15 protein-coding genes and 2 pseudogenes are annotated in these 20279 nt (G+C 67.1%); 1 reads left to right on the forward strand and 16 read right to left on the reverse strand.

Going from position 1 to position 20279, the window contains the following annotated elements:
- Positions 1-176: 176 nt before the first annotated feature.
- The 6 genes from IG65_RS38220 to IG65_RS0132830 all read right to left on the reverse strand — a co-directional run bounded on the left by IG65_RS38220 (position 177) and on the right by IG65_RS0132830 (position 5601).
- Positions 177-404 carry a hypothetical protein gene (locus IG65_RS38220; RefSeq protein ID WP_197040005.1) on the reverse strand — a complete coding sequence of 76 codons (228 nt, stop codon included), beginning with the start codon at positions 402-404 and terminating at the stop codon, positions 177-179.
- A 184-nt stretch (positions 405-588) separates the two neighbouring features.
- The gene (locus IG65_RS0132805; protein ID WP_030518827.1) at positions 589-1782 is read right to left on the reverse strand and encodes an MFS transporter; all 1194 of its coding nucleotides are present in this window, start codon (positions 1780-1782) and stop codon (positions 589-591) included.
- Positions 1779-2387: a phosphatase PAP2 family protein gene (locus tag IG65_RS0132810; RefSeq protein ID WP_030518828.1), complete on the reverse strand. Its 609-nt coding sequence runs from the start codon at positions 2385-2387 to the stop codon at positions 1779-1781. The genes IG65_RS0132805 and IG65_RS0132810 overlap by 4 nt, the downstream gene beginning before the upstream one ends.
- A 26-nt stretch (positions 2388-2413) precedes the next feature.
- Entirely contained in the window at positions 2414-2965 is a 552-nt protein-coding gene (locus IG65_RS0132815; RefSeq protein ID WP_030518829.1) for a Chromate resistance protein ChrB, read from the reverse strand.
- A 100-nt stretch (positions 2966-3065) separates the two neighbouring features.
- Positions 3066-4703 (reverse strand): ABC transporter permease subunit, encoded by a 1638-nt coding sequence (locus tag IG65_RS0132820; protein ID WP_051757295.1) that lies wholly within the window; start codon positions 4701-4703, stop codon positions 3066-3068.
- On the reverse strand, positions 4666-5601 hold the full coding sequence (locus IG65_RS0132830; RefSeq protein WP_063833851.1) for an ABC transporter ATP-binding protein: 936 nt from the start codon (positions 5599-5601) through the stop codon (positions 4666-4668). The genes IG65_RS0132820 and IG65_RS0132830 overlap by 38 nt, the downstream gene beginning before the upstream one ends.
- A 271-nt stretch (positions 5602-5872) precedes the next feature.
- Here IG65_RS0132830 and IG65_RS37370 point away from each other — a divergent pair.
- Positions 5873-6217: pseudogene (locus tag IG65_RS37370) on the forward strand (DUF488 family protein); the annotation flags it as partial.
- Here the strand turns inward: IG65_RS37370 and IG65_RS39960 are convergent.
- From IG65_RS39960 to IG65_RS39475, 10 genes and pseudogenes are all read right to left on the reverse strand, one after another.
- A complete protein-coding gene (locus tag IG65_RS39960; protein WP_369801640.1) occupies positions 6161-6304 on the reverse strand; it encodes a hypothetical protein in 144 nt (47 codons plus the stop codon). The pseudogene IG65_RS37370 and the gene IG65_RS39960 sit on opposite strands and share 57 nt — an antisense overlap.
- Before the next feature lie 67 nt (positions 6305-6371).
- Positions 6372-6707 carry an MGMT family protein gene (locus IG65_RS0132840; RefSeq protein WP_051757298.1) on the reverse strand — a complete coding sequence of 112 codons (336 nt, stop codon included), beginning with the start codon at positions 6705-6707 and terminating at the stop codon, positions 6372-6374.
- 92 nt (positions 6708-6799) lie between these two features.
- A complete protein-coding gene (locus tag IG65_RS0132845) occupies positions 6800-9607 on the reverse strand; it encodes an aconitate hydratase (protein WP_030518833.1) in 2808 nt (935 codons plus the stop codon).
- A 182-nt stretch (positions 9608-9789) separates the two neighbouring features.
- The gene (gene narI, locus IG65_RS0132850) at positions 9790-10542 is read right to left on the reverse strand and encodes a respiratory nitrate reductase subunit gamma (RefSeq protein ID WP_036526427.1); all 753 of its coding nucleotides are present in this window, start codon (positions 10540-10542) and stop codon (positions 9790-9792) included.
- Entirely contained in the window at positions 10539-11258 is a 720-nt protein-coding gene (gene narJ, locus IG65_RS0132855; RefSeq protein WP_063833850.1) for a nitrate reductase molybdenum cofactor assembly chaperone, read from the reverse strand. The genes narI and narJ overlap by 4 nt, the downstream gene beginning before the upstream one ends.
- Positions 11255-12883 carry a nitrate reductase subunit beta gene (gene narH, locus IG65_RS0132860; RefSeq protein ID WP_030518836.1) on the reverse strand — a complete coding sequence of 543 codons (1629 nt, stop codon included), beginning with the start codon at positions 12881-12883 and terminating at the stop codon, positions 11255-11257. Before narH ends, narJ begins: the two co-directional genes overlap by 4 nt.
- A gap of 37 nt (positions 12884-12920) precedes the next feature.
- Complete coding sequence (locus IG65_RS0132865) at positions 12921-16610, reverse strand: nitrate reductase subunit alpha (RefSeq protein ID WP_156055903.1); 3690 nt, start codon at positions 16608-16610, stop codon at positions 12921-12923.
- A 180-nt stretch (positions 16611-16790) separates the two neighbouring features.
- Positions 16791-17597 (reverse strand): succinate dehydrogenase iron-sulfur subunit, encoded by an 807-nt coding sequence (locus tag IG65_RS0132870; protein WP_030518838.1) that lies wholly within the window; start codon positions 17595-17597, stop codon positions 16791-16793.
- Between the two features lie 216 nt (positions 17598-17813).
- Positions 17814-19973, reverse strand: a complete 2160-nt coding sequence (locus IG65_RS0132875; RefSeq protein ID WP_231509587.1) for a transketolase — start codon at positions 19971-19973, stop codon at positions 17814-17816.
- Positions 19973-20279, reverse strand: a pseudogene (locus IG65_RS39475) (hypothetical protein); the annotation flags it as partial. The pseudogene IG65_RS39475 and the gene IG65_RS0132875, both read right to left, overlap by 1 nt.

Genomic DNA, 20279 nt, shown 5'->3' on the forward strand with positions numbered 1-20279 from the left:
GGATGTCTTGTGGGCCTTGCTGCGCGACGGCCGCGAATTCAGTGCCATCCGCCCGACATCGGTGGCAGCTGCGGCTTGACACAGTCATTGAGAGTCCTCTCCTTGCCTCACCTGCCCGTGCCGGACAGGCACTGCTACGTGCGCTACCCGGCACGAGGCGGGCAACGCCGGGGTGCTCAATTCCGGCCGGGGCGGCCCACGTCGACCATCATCACGGCCGTCATCAGCGTGCAGCCCAGCGCGACGAGCAGAAATCCCGACGGCATCACCCCGGTAACGACCAGGGCCAGGGCGATCGCGATGATCAGCCCACAACAGGCGATCATCGTCGCTCCGTGCCCGCGATGCCCGAACCCCCGCGCGCGCTGCGGTCCCCAGCCTGTCGATGGCTCTTGCGCGTGCATCGCGAACTCCCTGCATCAGATGCTCGAGCCGGTCGCTCGAGTTCACCCTCACCTTGCCCCGGGCGCGTCTGGCCGGACAGAGCCGTCCAGACCTTCGTCCCGGGGCCGAAAGACCCACCGGGCGGCCCGATACCGCCGTCGGTGGCCCCCGGGAGCGCACCGGGCAAGCACGGCTCGGAAGTGGTCAGGAAGATGAAAGGGTGGTTTTTCGTGCGGTAAGGATTATCGCTGCGGCGAGGCAGGTGAGGAGGACGGCGAGAGCGAGCAGGCCGGCCCCGAGTGTGGCGGCGGTGGCGACGATGCCGACGAGAAGCGGACCGCCCGCATCGCCGAGTTCGCGGCCGAGCTCGGCGGCTCCCATGGTCTGACCGAGTCGGTCGGGCGGGCTCGTCGCCGCCAGGTGCGCGAATCCGAGGGGAGTGATCACTCCGGCACCGGCACCGAGGATCACCGCGGCGCACACCGCGCCCGCGACCCCGGGCAGGAGCGCGGCGGCGGAGGTTCCGACGGCGGCCAGGAGAAGTCCGGCGGCCATGCCGGATCGGTCCCGCAGCAGTCCCCGGTCGCGGGCACGTCCTACGCGGGGTTGAACCAGCGCGGCGGTGGCGGCGAGTATCGACACCACGGCGCCGGTGGCCAGCGGGCCCAGGCCGTGGCGGGCGCCGACCGCGGGTAGGAATCCGACTCCGACCGCGAGAGCGGCGGTGGCTCCGGCCAGAGCGGCGGTCGGGCGCAGGAACGAGCCGCTGCTGAGGCGGCGTGCCAAATCCACAACCGTCTGGCGGGTTTTCGGCATGACCTCGATGGCGGGCACGGTGACCGCCGCCCATACCGCCACTACAGCGGCGAGCGCCGCGAGTGCGGTGAAGAGCAGGTCATAGCCCCCGACGGTGACGAGGATGCCGCCCAGCAGCGGGCCGAGGGTGTAGCCCAGTCCTTTCCACGCGCCGTAGCTTCCGAAGGCACGTCCGTGTGCGGCGGCCGGGGTCAGGCGGGCGACCATAGCCCCGGCGGCCGGGGAGAACGCGGCAGCGGCCGCGCCTTGACCGAATCGCGCGAGACCGATCAGGCCTGGATTGCCGACCAGCGCGAATGCGGCGGAGGCGAGCGTGAACGCTACCAACCCACCAAGCAGCACGGGTCGTGCGCCGACGCGGTCGGCCAGCGTCCCGAATACGGGTTTGAGCAGTACCTCCGCCCCGTCGTACACAGCCAGTAGCAATCCGAGGGTGAGCAGGCTCGCATGCTCTTGCCCCGTATATCCGGCGAGGCCGGCAGCGATGCTGTGCGCGCCGAACGCGGTCACGAATCCGGCCGCGTACAACGGCCACAGCCGGGCTCGTCTCGCGTCGGGTCGATCGCCGGGGAAAGCGGTCATCGCGACTCGTGTTGCGTGCCTGCAGGTTCGGTGCCGGTGAGCAGAACGTGCAGTGGAGTACGAGCGGCAAGGGCGACAAGCCGCGCCGGTAGTGGTCGTGCGAGGTAGAATCCGATAAGACTGATCGCAGCTCCGAGGGCGAGGCCGGCGAGTACGTCTTGCGGGTAATGCGCGGCGATGTACACCCGAGCGAAGGCCATGACCACCGCGGCCACGGCGGCGAGTACCGCGAGGCGTCGGTGCACCAGCCACAATCCGGCGGTGACCGCGCCGACCATGACCGCGTGGTCGCTGGGAAAACCGGCATCGGTACTGCAGTGCAGAACCACGATGTCGTGCAACGCGTTACACGGCCGGGTCTCGTCAACGGCGGCGGCGATCGGCTGATTGACCGCGAGCGCGGCCAGTACGCCCAGCGGCGCCCACACCGCAGCCACCATTCGGGCGGGATCGGCGTCGCGGCGGGCGGTCCACCATCCGGCTATCAGCAGCAGAGCGAACAGCACCACCCCGTAGCCGGCGTAGCCGGACACGATCGGATGCAGCCACGGCGTATCGCGCGCAAAGTCGTTGACGTCGTAGAAGATTCGCGTATCCGCGCTCATCGGCGCTCCTCGGTTCCAGGGCTGGGTCACATCTGGTGCAGGGCTCGAAAGACCCGCTCGGTGTAGTCGGCCAACCGCGCGGAACAATGCTCGAGTTGTTGCTCGGCGACGACCGCTGCAGGGGCGCCGAACACATCGCGCGCCTTGATGTCGCGATGCCAGCGGCGGAGGCGTTCCAGGCTCTGTTCCTCCTCCTCGAGTTCGGCCATCGTGAATTTTGCCTTGGCGATCTCTTTGTCGATCTCGGCGTCGAACCGGGTGCAATCGGCAAGGAACTCGGCCCACTCCTCGGTGCGCTCGCCCGTGAACATCGTCTCCAGTCGGGTGGTGTCGGTGTCGGCGTGACCGGTGGCATCGAGCACCAGCACCTCACCCTCCCCGCGCTGCGCCAACGCGATCACCCGTGTGATTCCCTCGGCGAACACCGGAACATCGGGCACCACCCACGCGCCCTGCCCGACCTGCAGTGCGCCCACGCGGCGCAGTTCACGCCACACAGCCACCCGATGCCGCGACGGCTCCGCCGGCACTCGTACCAGCAGAACCAGCCATCGGGCGACCGTCTCGTTCTTTGTCACGAAGAGAAATGTAACAGGCGTTACTCGATCTTCTGTAGCAGGCGGCACGCCGACCGGCGGACGACCGGGGCTACGTGGCTGGCGAGGCCGGCGAAGGTTGTCAGACTGTGGCTGTGGGACGGGAGGAGCCGGCGACAGCCAGCAGATATCCGGCGACGGCGAGAGAAGCGAGGAACGCCAGCCCGCCCAGCGGTGGATTCTGCAGGTAGGGGTGGCCGATGGCGCCGAACACGGACAGTTTTGTGAGCCATGTCGGCCAGGCGAACATGGGAACCAGCATCATGAGCAGGTAGGACAGTCCCAACCCGGCAGCCAGGATGGTCACCGCGAAGCGGGGCCACCAGGCGCCGAACCAGGCGCCGACACCTGCCAGCCCCAGCGCGAACAGCGCCACGGCCGACATTGCTCGCAGGATGGCCGGGGCGTCGATGTCGGCGCCGACGACGAGCATCGCGATCAGCATGCCGGCCGTCGCGCCGACGATGACCACGGCCACACCCGCGACCAGGGCGGCGATGCGCTGGCGGATCAAGGCGGCGCGCGAGAGGGGCGTCGACAACAGCACTGCGGTGCGGCCCTCGTCGAGGTCGCTCACCCAGGCGGCGACCTGTGTGACCACGAATGCGGCGGCGATCGGTGCGGTGAATTCCGCGACGTATCCGAGGTACTGGTCGGCGGGGCTGAATCCCGGATCCACTTGCAGCATGCGGCGGGTCACGTCGAATTTGTCCCACATCTCGGTCACTTCGGGCTCGAGCCAGGCCATCAACCCGACACCGGCCGCGGCGGCCACCGCCCACAGTGCCAATCCCGCGCGTTCGCGTACCAGAATCGCCGACCAGAGGCGGTCCAGCAGTCGTCGTTGCACCCGCGTGGGTCGCCGAGTCGGACCTGCTCGCCATTCCGTCAAGGCGGACCCGATGTCGCGTCGGGTGAACACCCACGCCGCGACTCCGGTCACCGAAGCCGCCCCGGCCACGATCGCCACCAGTGACGCCAGGTCGAATCCGATGCCGGGGACCAGAGCGCGGAAGTCTGTGAAGTAGTAGAAGGGTGAGAGGAACCGCAGCAGCGCCAGCGATCCGAACCGTTCCCACACGTTCGTGTACAAATACAGCGCCACCACGATCAGTGCCGCCACCGCGCTCGCGGTTCGAGGTGTGGGAGCGAGCTGACCTGTCAGTGCGCCGATCGCGTATCCGGCGAAAGCGCATGCGGCGCAGCCGAGTCCGGTCGAGAGCGAACCGGGGACGTTCGAGTCGCCGCCGACGGCCATCGCCGCGGCCAGTCCCAGCCCGAGTCCCAGCCCGATCACCGCCAGCACCGCCGCGAATCCGAGTGCGCGATCGCGGACCAGCCGCAACCGGGACTGTCCGGTGGACAGCAGCACCTCGACCGTGTGCCCGGCCTCCGCTCCGCGGACTGCACCAGCGCCCTGTAGGGCGCTGTAGAGGGTGAGGAACAGGACGAGCAAGGTGACATTGTGGTAGGTCAGGTAACCGCCCAGGGTGTCGAGGCGGTCCGCGGGCCACCGCAGCAGCCGCATCGCCTGCACCCCGGGTTGCATGCTGTCGGCCATGCCCCGCGCGCCGCCCGCGAAACGGGCTGTCTCACTGCGGAATCCGCTCGCGATGGCCGTCATCGCCAGGGCGCTGCCCAGGATCCAGGCCACGATCCCGCGCCGGTGCGCGCGCACGGTGTCAGCGACCAGCCACAGGCTCGGCGGTGTCGAACTCACGGAGGAACACCTCCTCGAGTGACTGCTCGTGGCTGTCGAGCTCGATGACTCCCGTCGCGGACAACACCTGCAACAGCGGCCCGATGGATCCCTGCACCGAGCAGGTCAGCCGGTGATCCACGAGCCGCGGTTGGGTGACCCCGGGTACGGCGGCCACCGCGTCGACGTCCAGTTCTCCGGTGATCACGGCCTCGACGCGGTGGATTCGCTTGGCGCGCAATTCGTTCAACGAACCTATTCGCCGTACCCGCCCGTCGCGGACGAGTGCGATACGGTCACACACCGATTCGACTTCCGACAACACGTGCGAGGACAGCAGCACGGTGGCGCCGGCGGCGGTTGCGCTACGGAGCATGTCGTGGAACACGCGCTGCATCAACGGATCCAGTCCGAGGGTCGGTTCGTCGAGGATGAGCAGGTCCGGTCTGTGCATGAATGCCTGGACCAGCCCGAGTTTCTGCTTGTTGCCGTGCGAGAGGTCCTGGTAGCGGCGGCCGAGGTCCAGCTGCAGATTGTCGGCCAGCGTGTGCAGGTATGTCTCGTCCACTCCGCCCCGCAGGCCGGCCAGCATTCCCAGCACGTATCCTGCGGTGACCCTCGGCCATTGCACCAGCTCACCCGGCAGATAGCCGACCCGGCGCTTGATGGCGACACTGTCGGTATGTGAGTCGAGCCCGAACAAGCGAGCGTGTCCGCGATCGGGACGTGCCAGATCCATCAACAGCCGGATCGTCGTGGTCTTCCCGGCACCGTTCGGGCCGACGAAACCGAACGTCTCACCGCGTCCCACCGTGAAGTCCAGATCGAACACACCGCGGCCGCCACCGAAATCCTTGGTCAACTCCGAACAAGCGACCACCGGCACGGCCGCGACACCGGTGTCGGTATCGAAGGCCATGACGTCATCGTCAGACATACGTTCAGCAGCTGCTAGGGCACTACGACCCCGCCGCGCGAGTACGAGGCCATCATGGGCCGGCGCTCCGGTGCCGGGGCCTGGGAGCTGGCTGTTCGAGCCCGTGTGTAGGAGAGCGCCACATCCACGCGGTACCTTTCGGAGATTCTTGACGATTCCGCGCAAGCGCCCGCACACCCCCGCCGAGCTCGCGACTGCACCGTCCGATGAAACCTGTTGCCGAGACGGCACTATGACCAACCTCCGGAGGGCCATGTCGACCGTTTACACCATCGGCCATTCCACCCGTGCCATCGCGGAGTTCATCGGGATACTGCAGCATGTCGGCATCGGTGTGGTGGCAGACATCCGGACCGTGCCCAAGTCTCGGCACAATCCTCAGTTCCACAGCGACCGGCTCGCGGGATCGCTGGCCGCCGCTGGTATCGACTACCGGCCGATGCCGGGGCTGGGCGGACTACGCAAACCGGTGGAATGTTCGATCAACACCGGATGGCGCAACACGTCCTTCCGCGGATACGCCGACTATATGCAGACGCCCTCATTCGAGGAGGCGATCGAGGAACTTGTCGCGCTGGCAGCGGAACGTGTCGTTGCCATCATGTGCGCCGAGGCTGTCTTTTGGCGCTGTCATCGCCGCCTCGTTGCCGACGCACTTCTCGTGCGGGGCATCGAGGTACAGCACATCATGGGGGCGGCGCAGCTGACACCAGCGGTGATGACAAGCTTCGCGGTGGTCAGTGGAACACGAGTCAGCTATCCGTCGATGCCGGGTGATCGGGCGGGCCGTTCCACCGTGCGCGCGTCATGTCCACCCGGCTCCCGCGCATCGGGGTGCCTTCGGCGCGCAGGAGGTCGGCGGCGCTGCCGGCGTGGCACGACGCGGGCGTGCCGTCGGCGCGCACGACCCGATGCCAGTGGGTCTCGTCGGCCCAGGCGGTCATGACCCGTCCGATTTGCCGGGGACCGGCGCCGACCAGGTCGCCGATCGCGCCATAGGACATCACCCGGCCGGGCGGAATCTGGTCGATCACGTCGAGGACACGGCGCGCGAACGCCGATATCGCCCCATTCCTTGCCCGACTCATTCGACCCGGATCGGCGGTTGTGTGGTGGCGGCGGTTCGGCGGTGCGCCGACGAGGCGCATGGCGTCATGTGGTCACCCCTCGCTGTTGCGGCTCAGTCGGTGAGCAACTGGCGTAGCACGTAGTGCAGGATGCCACTGTGGCGGTAGTAAGCGGCCTCTGCGGGAGTATCGATGCGTACGGTGGCGGTGAATTCCCTTGCGTTTCCTGCGTTGTCGACCGCGCGGACGATCGCCTGACGCGGGAACGCATGTGCGGTGGCGGACTGCGTGAGCCCGGTGATCGAGTATGTTTCCTCGCCGGTCAATCCGAGTGTCTGCACCGATCGGCCGTCGGCGAATTGCAGCGGCAGCACGCCCATACCGATCAGGTTGGACCGATGGATCCGCTCGAACGACTCGGCCAGCACTGCCCGCACGCCCAAAAGGAGTGTGCCTTTGGCGGCCCAGTCTCGTGACGAGCCGGAGCCGTACTCGGTTCCGGCGAGGATCAGCAGCGGCACCCGTTCGGCGGCGTATGCGGTCGCGGCATCGAAGACGCTCATCTGTTCTCCGTCGGGCAGGTGGCGGGTGACGCCACCCTCGGTGCCGGGGGCGAGTCTGTTGCGCAACCGGATGTTGGCGAAGGTGCCCCGGATCATCACTTCATGGTTGCCGCGGCGTGAGCCGTAGGAGTTGAAGTCGGCCGGTGCGACGCCGTGCTGCTGTAGATAGGATCCGGCGGGGCCGTCGCGTTTGATCGCTCCTGCTGGGGAGATGTGATCGGTGGTCACCGAGTCACCGAGCAGCGCCAATACCCGGGCACCGGTGATGTCTTCGATCGGTTGGGGGTCTCGGGTCATGTGCTCGAAGTAGGGCGGGCGGCGGACGTAGGTTGACTCGTCGTCCCAGTTGAAAACCTGGCCGGCCGCGACGTCGAGATTCCGCCAGCGTTCGTCGCCGGTGTAGACGTCGGCGTAGCCACGGGTGAACATCTGCGATCGCAGGTTGGTGGCGACGACGTCGTCGATCTCCGCTGTGCTGGGCCAAATGTCGCGCAGGTACACCGGCGTTCCGTCGGGAGCGGTCGCCAGCGGGTCGCGTAGCAGGTTGACACGCATCGTGCCGGCCAGCGCATACGCGATGACAAGCGGTGGCGAGGCGAGGAAGTTCATCTGTGTTTCCGGGTGGATGCGGCCTTCGAAGTTGCGGTTGCCCGACAACACCGAGCACACGGTGAGATCGCCGGCGGTGATGGCGGCACTGACTTCCGGGATCAGCGGCCCGGAGTTGCCGATGCAGGTGGTGCACCCGTAGCCGACCAGCGAGAATCCGAGCTTGTCCAGGTAGGAGGTGAGCCCGGCACGCTCGTAGTAGTCGGTGACCACCCGCGAACCCGGTGCCAGGGAGGTCTTGACCCACGGTTTCGCGCTCAGGCCCTTCTCCACCGCCTTCTTCGCCAGCAGTGCGGCCCCGATCATCACCGACGGGTTGGAGGTATTGGTGCACGAGGTGATCGCCGCGATCACGACATGCCCGTGATCGACCGTGGCGGTCGTCCCGTCGGGGAAACTCACTTCCTGTGGCGCGGAGCGCCAGGGGTGTGCGTGCCCGCAATCGCAGGGCGCGTTCGGTCCGTCGACGGCTCGGTCGTGGTCGATGGCGATCGGGTCGCTGGCCGGGAACGACTCGCCCGAGGCCTCGTCCAGCCCGGCCTTCGCAGGCACGGGCGGTTGGCCGTCGAGCAGGGACGCGACGGCGTGCGGGGCCCGCGCCAGCGGGATGCGGTCCTGGGGACGCTTGGGCCCGGCGATGGACGGCTCCACCGTCGACAGGTCCAGCTCGATGCGCTGGCTGTAGTCGGGTTCGTGGTCCGGGTCGTGCCAGAGCCCTTGCTCCTTGGCGTATGCCTCGACGAGTCGTATCTGCTGCTCCGGGCGACCGGTGAGCCGCAGGTAATCCAGGGTGACCGCGTCGATCGGGAAAATTGCGCAGGTGGAACCGTATTCGGGGCTCATGTTGCCGATGGTGGCGCGGTTCGCCAGAGGCACATTCGCTACGCCGGGACCGTAGAACTCGACGAACTTGCCGACCACACCGGTGTGACGCAACAACTCCGCGACGGTGAGTACCAGGTCGGTAGCCGTGGTGCCCTCCGGCAGCGCGCCGGTCAGCTTGATCCCGAGAACCTGCGGGATCAGCATGCTCATCGGCTGACCGAGCATCGCGGCCTCGGCTTCGATGCCGCCGACACCCCAGCCGAGTACGCCGAGTCCGTTGACCATGGGGGTATGCGAGTCGGTGCCGACGAGGGTGTCGGGGTATGCCAGCGGTGGTCCGCCGTCCGGATCGTCGCGGGTGAACACCACCCGCGCCAGATATTCGAGGTTGACCTGGTGGCAGATGCCGGTGTCGGGAGGCACGACGGCGAAGTTCTCGAAGGCCTGCTGCGCCCAGCGCAGCAGCTGGTAGCGCTCGACGTTGCGGGTGAATTCCAGTTCCGCGTTGATCGCGAAGGCGTCGGGCCGGGCGAAGACGTCGGCGATCACCGAATGGTCGATCACCAGCTCGGTCGGGATCAGCGGGTTGATCCGGCCCGGATCGCCACCCAGCGCGGTCATCGCATCGCGCATCGCGACGAGGTCCACCACACACGGCACCCCGGTGAAGTCCTGCATCAACACTCGGGCCGGGGAGAACGCGATTTCGGTGGCACCGACCTCGTCCGGATTCCACGCGGCCAGGGCGCGGACCTGGTTGGCGGTGACGCGGTGGCCGTCCTCGCAGCGAATCAGATTTTCCAGCAGCACCTTGAGCCCGTAGGGCAGCCGGTGCGCGGTCGGAACGCTGTCGAGCCGGTAGATGGTGAACTCTCGGTCCTCGATCTTCCACGCGGCGCGAGCTCCGAAACTGTTGTCGCTCATGGCCGCCGCCCCACCGCTGCTGCGTCGGGGTGTTCGGTGCCGCGGTTCGGGTACGGTGATTCCGGCATGTGACGCGCCTCCTGATCAGGGGCTGCCGGCCATCGCCATCGCTGCGCCGGCAGCGTCGGGCCTACTGCTTCACTGTATGCCCCACGGTGCCGGATGAAACCAACAGTCTCGGCTCAGTATCGGCTGCCGATACTGCGCCAACGTCGTCCCGAAGTGCCGGGCTCGTGTGGCACGGTCGCGACGCGGTCGCGGTAGACGATGTAGGGCCGCCACAGGTACCAGACGGGCAGACTCCACGCGTGCACGAGCCGGCTGAAGGGCCAGACGATCCAGATGGCCCAGGCTGCGGTGGCGTGTATCCGGTAGATCAGCGGTGCGCCGACCATCGAGCTCACCTCGGGGTTGCCGCCGAACAGTCCGCGAAACCACAACGCGACGGTGGTGCGGTAGTCGTATCCCTCGCCGATGAGGTTGACGAAGATCGTCGGCGCCACGCCGGTGATCACCACGATCAGCAGCAGGATCAGTGCGACATAGTCGACCGGGGTCGTGGTCGCGCGCACCCGCGGTACCAGCAACCGCCGTCCGGCGAGCACGATGATCCCGCCGATGACCAAGATCGCGGCGATCGTGCCCGCAGAGGCGGAAAACCACCGGTAGGCCTGCTCAGGGATGCCGAGCCGGCGGGTGAATGATGCGGGGATCAGGATGCCGATGACGTGGCCGGCGATGGCGGCGAAGGTGCCGTAGTGGAAGATCGGCGCACCCCATTTGAGCAGGCGCTGTTCCTGCAGTTGTGTCGAGCGGCTGGTCCAGCCGAACTTGTCGTAGCGCCAGCGCCAGATATGTCCGATGACGAAGATGCCGATGGCCAAGTAGGGCAGCCCGACCCACCAGATGTAGTCGAATGCGCTGGGATCGTTCACCGGCGGCCCTCCCGAGAGTTGGACACCGATTCGACGATCGGCGGTTCGGCTCCAAGCCCGACACCGAAATCGCTACCGCCGCTGAGGTATTCGGGCGGCGCGAACGGCGCACCGAGACCGTCGGGCATCGTGGTGGCCAAGCCGACGTCCTCGCGTGGGGGGCCGGCCTCCCACGCACGCCCGACCAGTGCACGTTCGCGGCGACTCAGCGCGGGCAGCCGCGCGGCGACCGCCTCGATGATCGCGATGTAGGGGGTGTCGGCGCTCGCGAGTGCGCGGTGCAGCAATTCCAGATCGGCGCGGTGGCGGCGCAGCAGCGCCTCGCCACGTGGGTGAAGATCGGCGAATTCCAGGACCAGCGGCAGATAGTCGGGAAGCTCGGCGGTTGTCGGTTCGAATCCCGCTGTGCGGTAGGCGGTTGTGAATTCCAGGAGCGACATCCCGCGCATTCGGGTGTCGCCGTGGCGGTAGTAGGTCAGATACAGCGCGCAGCGGCGGCGCAGATCGAAGGTGGCGACATAGTGTTCGGCTACGGCGGTGGGTGAGGTCGAGCGTAGCCAGGTCAGGAAACGGCCGAATGCCTCGCGTGAGGTGCGCGGGGTCGAGGCGGCCGCGGCGTCGAGTTCATCCACCCCGGCCGGCAACGACGCAGTCGGATATGCCAACAGGACCGAAGCCAGCTTGTAGACACCGACTCGGTCTCCGCGCGGCGTCACGCGGTACCTCCGTCGGGAAACAGTCGCGGGGCGGGGCCGGTGCCGTTCCAGCCGAGCAGGTTGAAGTGGACTCTGCCGTCGTCGGCGCGGAAAGTCCTTTTGTCACCGACGTGCTCGGGCGGGTGGAATCCGGCGATATCCTGTGGCCCGGCGCCGCCCATGCCGGGGCCGCCGTCGGTGTCGAGGCTGCAGAACAGCTGCTCATGCTGGGACTGCAGCCGTCCGGCGTCCTCGGCATGGGCTTCCGGGATCACGTAGCGGTCATCGTATTTGGCGATCGCGAGCAGACGGTACAGGTCCTCGAGGTCGGCCTCCTGCGCGTCGACACTGCTCGCCAGGTTGTCCTCCGGCGGCAGGCCCAGCTGTGCTGCCCGCATCAGTGCCCGGATCGCGGTGAGTTTGCGCAGCGCCGTCCGCACCGGGCCGGCTTTGCCTGCGGTGAACAGGTTGGCCAGGTAGTCGATCGGGATGCGTAGCGCGTCGATGGTGGCGAACACCCGGTCCGGGTTGTGCGCGTCGTATCCCGCGGCGTGGACGACGTCGGCGACCGGGGACAGCGGTGGGATGTACCAAACCATCGGCAGGGTGCGGTATTCCGGATGCAGCGGCAGCGCTACCCGATGCCGCACCGCCAGCGCGTAGACCGGCGAGCGGCGCGCGGCCGCCATCCAGTCGGCCGGGATGCCGGCGTCCTCGCAGGCAGCGATGACCTCGGGATCGTGCGGGTTCAGGAAGACGTCCAGCTGGGCTTCGTAGAGGTCTTGGGGGTCGGTGGTCGTGGCGGCCGCCAGGACCTTATCGGCGTCGTAGAGGATCAGCCCGAGGTAACGCAGCCGTCCCACACAGGTTTCCGAGCAGATGGTGGGCTGTCCGGCCTCGATGCGCGGGAAGCACAGTGTGCACTTCTCGGCCTTGCCGGTGCGGTGGTTGAAATACACCTTCTTGTAGGGGCAGCCCGATACGCAGAACCGCCAGCCTCGGCAGCGGTCCTGGTCGACGAGCACGATCCCGTCCTCGCTGCGTTTGTACATGGCCCCCGAGGGGCACGAGGCCACGCACGAGGGGTTCAGGCAGTGTTCACAGATGCGCGGCAGGTAGAACATGAACACCTGCTCGAACTCCATCTTCACCCGCTCGCCGAGACCGGCCAGGTTCGGGTCGGCGGAAGCGTTCTCCGGTGCTCCGGCCAAATCGTCTTCCCAGTTCGATCCCCACCGCAGATCCATGTCGCGGCCCGTGAGCGAGGAGATCGAATGCGCGCTCGGGTTCGGTTTGCCGAGCGGGCCGTTGAACGCGGTCCGGTAGTCGTATGTCCACGGGTCGCCGTAGTCGTCGATGCTGGGCAGGTCCGGGTTGTAGAACATCGAGAGCAGTTTGCGGACTCGTCCACCCGCCGCCAGTCGTAGCCGGCCGCGGCGGTCCAGGCTCCAGCCGCCACGCCACTGCTGCTGGTCCTCATACCGCTTGGGGTAGCCCACACCCGGCTTGGTTTCGACGTTGTTGAAGTACACGTACTCGGTGCCGGGCCGGTTGGTCCAGACTTGTTTGCAGGTTACCGAGCAGGTGTGGCAGCCGATGCATTTGTCGAGGTTCATCACCATCGCCACCTGAGCCATCGGTCGCATCGCGGCTACCGCCCTTCCTGAAGTCGACACCTTCGCATCAGTACTGCACCTGCTGGCTGCGGCGCCGGATCACCGCTACCTCGTCGCGCTGATTGCCGGTCGGGCCGTAATAGTTGAACGCGTACGACAATTGGGCGTATCCGCCGATCAGGTGGGTCGGCTTGATCACCAGCCTGGTCAACGAGTTGTCCGAACCGCCCTGCCAGCCCGAGATCTCCGAGTGCGGTGTCATCACCTGCCGGTCTTTGGCGTGGTACATGAACACCGTGCCCTGCGGCATCCGATGCGTGACGACCGCCCGGCATGTGACGACACCGTTGCGGTTGAACGCCTCGATCCAATCATTGTCGGCCACACCGATTTTCGCGGCGTCGACCGGGCTCATCCAGATTACCGGGCCGCCGCGGAACAACCGCAGCATGTGCAGATTGTCCTGATACTCGGAGTGAATCGACCATTTCGAGTGCGGGGTCAGGTAACGCACGGTGACCTCGGGGCGGCCCTTCTCGGCCAGGCCCTGCTCGCCGAAATGCCGGGCGTAGTCCAGCGGTGGACGGTAGGTCGGTAGTCCGTCGCCGTACTCGGCGATCCACTCGTGGTCGAGGAAGAAGTGCATGCGTCCGGTCAACGTGTGAAAAGGCTTGCGGCGCTCGATATTTACGACGAACGGTGAATACCGCCGCCCGCCGGCTTCGGACCCGGACCATTCCGGGGAGGCGATCACCGCGCGGGGCTGGGTCTGGGTGTCGGCGAAGCTGATGTGGTCTCCCTCGCGTTCCTCCGCGAGGTCGGCCAGCCGGAGCCCGGTGCGGGCCTCGAGAGCCCGCCACGCCTGAACCGCCACGGTGCCGTTGGTCGTACCCGACAAGGCAAGGATCGCCTCGGCCATGTGCACGTCCCGAGCCAGCGACGGCCGCCCGGCACCGACACCGGTACGCACGACACCGTTGGCGTGGCGCAGGTACTCCACCGCACCCTCGGGCACCCAGGTGATGCCCTTCACGGTGGTGCCGAGGGTGTCCACCAGCGGACCGAGCGCACGCATCTTCCCGGCCACGGCGGCGTAGTCGCGCTCGATGGTGATCAGCTTCGGAAAGTTCTTGCCGGGCACCGGCGATGAGCCCGCGGCCCGCCAGTCGTCGACGCGGCCGCCGGGCTGAGCGGTCTCATCCGGAGTGTCGTGGGTGAGCGGCGCCGCCAGGAGATCGGTGCGTGTGCCGAGATGGGTCGCGGCCAGGCGTGAGAACTCTTCGGCGATGAGGGTGAACGCCTCGAAATCGGTGCGCGTTTGCCAGGGCGGGGCGATCGCCGGGTTGAACGAGTGCACGAACGGATGCATGTCGGTAGTGGAAATGTCGTACTTCTCGTACCAGGTCGCCGCGGGCAGCACGACATCGGAGAACGTGCATGTACTCGTCATCCGAAAATCGATCGTGGTGAGCAGATCGAGCTTTCCGCGCGGCGCCTCCTCGCGCCACGCCACGTCGACCGGGCGGGCGTCCTCGGCGACCTCGGTGGCGCGGACCGCGTCGTCGGAACCGACCAGGTGCCGTTGGAAATACTCCATCCCCTTGCCCGACGAGCCGAGCAGGTTGGCCCGCCACACCGTGAGCACCCGCGGAAAATTGCGTGGGTCGTCGGGATCCTCGCCGACGAACCGCAACCGCCCCGCCTCCACCTCACGAATGACGTAGTCACGCACCGGCGTACCGGCCCGCGCTGCTTCGTCCGCAAGGTCGAGGGGGTTGCGATCGAAGGTCGGAAACGAAGGCGTCCATCCAAGCCTGGATGCCTGTGCGATGCAGTCCGCGAAGGTGCGGCCCGCGAATATGCCGCGGCCGAGCGGGCTGGCGAGCTCACCCGCGTCGAAGCCCTCGTAACGCCATTGGTCGCTATGCAGGTAGAAGAACGACGTTCCCGTCATATGCCTGGTCGGGCGCTGCCAGTCCAGCGCGAACGCGACCTGCTGCCATCCGGTCAGCGGCCGTACCTTCTCCTGCCCCACGTAGTGGGCCCACCCGCCGCCGTTGACGCCCTGGCAGCCACACAACATCGTCAGGGTGAAGAAGCTGCGGTAGGTCTGATCCGAGTGATACCAGTGGTTCGTGCCCGCACCCATCGCGATCATCGACCGGCCTTGCGACAGCTCGGCGTTGCGCGCGAATTCCCGAGCCACGCGGATCGCGGCTGCCGCAGGAACCGAGGTGATGTGCTCCTGCCAGGCCGGGGTGTATGGCTCAGCGGCGTCGTCGTATCCGGTCGGCCACCGACCGGGAAGCCCGGCGCGCCGTACCGCATATTGCGCCATCAGCAGATCGAACACGGTCGTCACCACGCGGCCGCCGACACGAGTCACCGGAACCCCGCGGGTGACGACATCTCCGCCCTCGGTGGCACCGATATCGAAGCGCGGCAACAGGATCGGCACCGACTCACCGTGCGTGTCGTAGAGGGTCAGGGACGGATCGATATCGCCGAGATCGAGGTTCCACCGGCCTTTTCCGGCCTCCGTGTAGCGAAATCCCAGACTGCCGTTGGGGATACGAGGCTGCCGGGTGGCCGCGTCGAGCACCACCGTTCGATGTGCGGCGCCCTCGGCTTCCGCAACGTCACCACCCAGGTCGGCCGCAGTGAGGAAACCGTCGGCGACGTAGCCGCCGTCGCGTTCGCGCAGCGTCACGAGAAACGGTAGGTCGGTGAAGGTCTTGACGTAGTCGGTGAAATAGGGAACTTGTCTGTCGCGGAAGAACTCCGACAAGATGACATGCCCCATCGCCATACCGAGAGCACCGTCCGTTCCGGGCGCGGCGGCCAGCCAGTCGTCGGCGAATTTGGTGTGATCGGAGTAGTCGGGACTGACCACGACGACCTTCTGACCGCGGTATCGCGCCTCGGTCATGAAATGCGCGTCGGGTGTTCGGGTGATGGGCAGGTTGGTGCCCCAGATGATCAGATACGACGAGTTCCACCAGTCACCGGACTCCGGCACATCGGTCTGGTCGCCGAACACCTGCGGTGAGGCCGGCGGCAGGTCGGCGTACCAGTCGTAGAACGAGAGAATCGTCGCGCCGATCATCGACAGAAACCGAGTACCCGCGGAGTAGGAGACCTGCGACATCGCCGGAATCGGGGAAAAGCCCACGATCCGGTCCGGGCCGTACTCCTTGGTGGTGTGGACGTGCGCGGCGGCGATCAGCTCGCTCACCTCCGACCAGTTCGACCGCACGAAACCACCTTTGCCGCGCATCGACTTGTAGCGCGCGGATTTCGCTGGGTCGCCGGTGATTTCGGCCCACGCGCGCACCGGGTCGCCGAGCCGTGCGCGAGCCTCGCGCCACATCTCCAACAGTGGCGCTCGCACGTACGGATAACGCACCCGCGCCGGCGAATAGGTGTACCAGGAAAAGGATGCGCCCCGGGGACAGCCCCGGGGTTCGTATTCGGGAGAGTCGGGGCCGACCGACGGATAGTCGGTTTGCTGGGTCTCCCAGGTGATGATGCCGTCTTTGACGTAGATCTTCCACGAGCACGAACCGGTGCAGTTCACGCCATGGGTGGAGCGCACGACCTTGTCGTGGCGCCACCGCTCCCGGTAGAAGTCCTCGGCGGCCCGTCCTCCGGCGCGCCGGACCTCGCGATAGTCCGGTGAGGGCGTCCCGGCGGTGAAGAATTGCGCCGTGCGCAGCAACGACTCCACCGGCTCGCCCGCGGGCAGCAGGGGCGCCATGCGGGCGCGATCGCCGGTTTCGGGCGTTGTCATCCGACCACCACCTCGGATCCACAGCGTGATCATTCCTGTGCGACGGTCTCGACCCTACAACGGCGACACCCGCTTTTCGGGCCGAACCTCCGACATGACGAAGGACGCACGGCCACAGCGGATTTGCCCGGTCGTTCGTAGTAGTTGTCAGCGGGTGAACATGAGTGCGCGCTTGACCTCGGTTATCGCCTTGGTCACCTGAATGCCGCGCGGACAGGCCTGAGTGCAGTTGAACGTGGTGCGGCATCGCCACACGCCGTCGATCTCGTTGAGAATCTCGAGCCGCTCGGACGCACCGTTGTCGCGGCTGTCGAAGATGAACCGATGCGCGTTGACGAACGCGGCCGGCCCGTAATAGGTCTTCTCGGCCCAGTAGACCGGGCAGCTGCTGGTGCAGCAGGCACACAGAATGCATTTGGTGGTGTCGTCGAAACGCGCCCGATCGGCCGGAGACTGCAACCGTTCGCGTTCGGGTTCGGGGCCGTAGGTGATCAGATAGGGCTTGATCTCGCGGTAGAGGTCGAAGAACGGTTCCATGTCGACGACCAGGTCTTTTTCCACGGGCAGGCTGCGCAGCGGTGCGATCGTGATCGTGGTCGGGGAGCCGTCGCGGTGCAGCAGATCTTTGAGCAGGATTTTGCAGGCCAGCCGGTTGATGCCGTTGATCTGCATGGCGTCGGAGCCGCAGATGCCGTGTGCGCAGGAACGGCGGAAGGTCAGGGTTCCGTCGAGGTAGCTCTTGATGTAGATGAGCAGGTTCAATATTCGGTCGGTCGGCAGTGCCGGCACCTGGAAACTCTCCCAGTACGAGCCGCGGTTGTCGTCGGGATCGAACCGGGCGATCTTGACGATCACCGGCACCGAGCCGTCGGGCACCGGCGCCGGCCTGGTGTGCGGGCGAGGTCCAGCGGAGACGGATGTGGTCGTGCCGGACTGTTCGGTGGCTTCTGTCATAGAACGTGTCACGCTCCTGTCGGCATTCGCGAAACGCAGATGAGACTGTTCAATGCGGTGTTCACAGCGTGTGCGACCCATGCGGAGGGCGGTGTACCCATCGTTGCCGGGGCGGCCGGCGCAGGCAAGGCCCGCGTTACGTCAGTGCGTGCATGGTGCCGTGATCGCCGATCCCCGCCACGATTGTTCGCGGCCGTGTTCGTCGCGATGCGCTGGTCATGGCTGTGCGGTGACCAGTCGGCGCACGGCGGCGATGATGTGGCGCGCCGAGATGCCGGCGGCGTTCAATTGTTCGGCAGGGGTGCCGGAGCCGGGCAACTCGGTGACGGCCAGGTGCGCACAGCGCACCGGGATCTCGAGACGGGCCAACGCTGCCAGGACTGCGGCGCCGAGACCGCCTTGCGGGTAATGGTCTTCGACGACGACGAGCCGCCCACCGGTGTCCCGTGCGGCCTGGGCGAGAGTGTCCGCGTCGAGGGGTTTGACGCTGTACAGGTCGATCACGCGGGCGCTGACGCCCTCGCCGGTCAGGGCGTCGGCCGCATGCAGGCATTCGTGCACGGTGACGCCGGCACCGAGCAGCGCCACCACGTCGGCGTCACTGGCGCGCAGGATCTTGGCTCCGCCGACGGGAAAGCGTTCGTCGGTCGCGTACAGCACCGGATACGCGCCGCGGGTGGTGCGCAGGTAGCACACGCCGGAGAGGTCGGCCATGGTGGCGACCAGACTGGTGGTGGCGACGGCGTCGGCGGGGTAGAGCACGGTCGAACCGTGCACCGCCTGCAGGGCGGCGAGGTCTTCCAGTCCCATCTGAGACGGGCCGTCGGGGCCGATCTCGGTGCCGGCGTGCGAGCCGCACAGGTTGATGTGGGCACCGGAGACACCGGCCATGCGGATGAAGTCGTAGGCGCGAGACCAGAACGCGGCGAACGTGGACGCGTAGGGCACATAGCCACGGGCGGCGACACCCACGGCGGCGGCGAGCAACTGCTGCTCGGCGATGAACATCTCGAAGAACTTCTCCGGATGCGCATGCGCGAAGCGGTCCGCGCCGGTGGAGTTGCCGACCTCGGCGTCCAAGGCGACGATGTCGTCTCGCACACCGAGCGCGGCCAGCGCCTCACCGTAGGCCACCCGGGTCGCGACCCGGGTTCCCCGCTCGTAGCGGGGCATCGGGATCGACGCCGCTACGGGCGTGGGGATCGGGTCTACGGGGGCGGGTGGCGGTGGGCTGACGCGCAGATCGCGCGGCCCGCCCAACGCGGCCACGGCGGCCTCGGCCAGCTCGGGCGGAAGTGGCCTGCCGTGCCAGCCGTTGCGGTCTTCGACCTCGGAGACACCCTTGCCTTTGACGGTCCTGGCGAGCACGACCGTCGGCGTGTCCGCGCCACGGGCGGTGTGGAATGCCTGCTCGATCTCGGACAGGTCGTGGCCGTCGACGACGATCGCGCGGCACCCGAACGCTTCGACCCGACGCTGGTAGGTGTCGAGGTGCCATTGCAGTTCGGTGGGGCCGCGCTGGCCGAGCCGGTTGACATCCACGATCGCGGTCAGATTGCTCAACCGGTAGAGCCCGGCTTTGTCCAGGGCTTCCCAGATCGATCCCTCGGTCATCTCGCTGTCGCCGCACAGCACCCACACGTGGTAGAGTAGCCGGTCCAGTCGCGCGCCGGCCAGCGCGATGCCCACACCGTAGGCCAGACCCTGCCCCAGCGAGCCGGTTGCCACGTCCACCCACGGCAGCACCGGGGTCGGATGGCCCTGCAATCGAGACCCGAAACGGCGGAACCCCTCCACCAGTTCGGAATCGCTGACCACGCCCGCGGCTTTGAACATGGCATACAGCAGCGGTGAGGCGTGGCCCTTGGAGAAGATCAGGTGATCGTTGCCGGGATGCTCGGGCCGGGCCCAGTCATAACGGAGGTGGCGGGCCAGCAGCACGGCCATCAGATCCGCCGCCGACAGGCTGGAGGTGGGATGCCCGGAACCAGCGGCGGTGCTCGAGCGGATCGAGTCGACGCGCAGTTGCCGACTCAACTCGCCCAGCCACCGGAGTTGCTCAGCATCGAGCCCGGCGGCCGTCGTGGTGGTGTGATGTGGTGTCATTCTGCGGCGCAGCTCGACCGGGTAGTCGCCGTATGCCGCGGCGACTTCGTCGAGGTAGACCAGGGCCGGGAAGTCGATCACGGGCTGATGGTCGGCCAGAAACCGTGCGGTGTGTTCGACGATGCGCTGCTCGTCGCCGGGTTCGAAGCCCAATTCGGCCAGGACGCCGGGGTCGACGACGAATTCGGATTCCACGCGGTCGCCGCCCTCGTCGATGCGGACGCGGTATTCGTGATCTATCACTGGTTCGACACTCAGGTGGGCGGACATCAGTTCGACTTCCTCTCGGTGCGGCTCGACGAAGGGTCGTCGGATAGGTGAGTGGCACGGCCGGGGCGGTAGTAGCCGGGATCGTGCACGTCGATACGGTCGCGGCTGGTCTTGCCCTGCGGGTAGTCCTTGTACAGCGGCGGCCGGTCGTACGGACGGTGGGCTTCGATGCCGATGCCCTCGGCCGCAGAGCCGGTTAGCGGGACGTGCCGGTGCGGGATCGGGTGGTGCGGGAAGATGACGAATCGAAGTGATGTCGGATGGGAGGCGAGGAGCGGTGATGGAGAAGTTCTCGGTGGACGCGGT

This window comes from Nocardia sp. NRRL WC-3656 (assembly GCF_000720265.1).
Taxonomy (GTDB): Bacteria; Actinomycetota; Actinomycetes; order Mycobacteriales; family Mycobacteriaceae; genus Nocardia; species Nocardia nova.

Coding starts and splice junctions, on each gene's coding strand:
- IG65_RS38220 (WP_197040005.1), bottom strand. CDS start 404: ATGCACGCGCAAGAGCCATCGACAGGCTGGGGACCGCAGCGCGCGCGG.
- IG65_RS0132805 (WP_030518827.1), bottom strand. CDS start 1,782: ATGACCGCTTTCCCCGGCGATCGACCCGACGCGAGACGAGCCCGGCTG.
- IG65_RS0132810 (WP_030518828.1), bottom strand. CDS start 2,387: ATGAGCGCGGATACGCGAATCTTCTACGACGTCAACGACTTTGCGCGC.
- IG65_RS0132830 (WP_063833851.1), bottom strand. CDS start 5,601: ATGGCCTTCGATACCGACACCGGTGTCGCGGCCGTGCCGGTGGTCGCT.
- IG65_RS0132840 (WP_051757298.1), bottom strand. CDS start 6,707: ATGAGTCGGGCAAGGAATGGGGCGATATCGGCGTTCGCGCGCCGTGTC.
- IG65_RS0132845 (WP_030518833.1), bottom strand. CDS start 9,607: ATGAGCGACAACAGTTTCGGAGCTCGCGCCGCGTGGAAGATCGAGGAC.
- narH (WP_030518836.1), bottom strand. CDS start 12,883: ATGCGACCGATGGCTCAGGTGGCGATGGTGATGAACCTCGACAAATGC.
- IG65_RS0132865 (WP_156055903.1), bottom strand. CDS start 16,610: ATGGCGCCCCTGCTGCCCGCGGGCGAGCCGGTGGAGTCGTTGCTGCGC.
- IG65_RS0132870 (WP_030518838.1), bottom strand. CDS start 17,597: ATGACAGAAGCCACCGAACAGTCCGGCACGACCACATCCGTCTCCGCT.
- IG65_RS0132875 (WP_231509587.1), bottom strand. CDS start 19,973: ATGTCCGCCCACCTGAGTGTCGAACCAGTGATAGATCACGAATACCGC.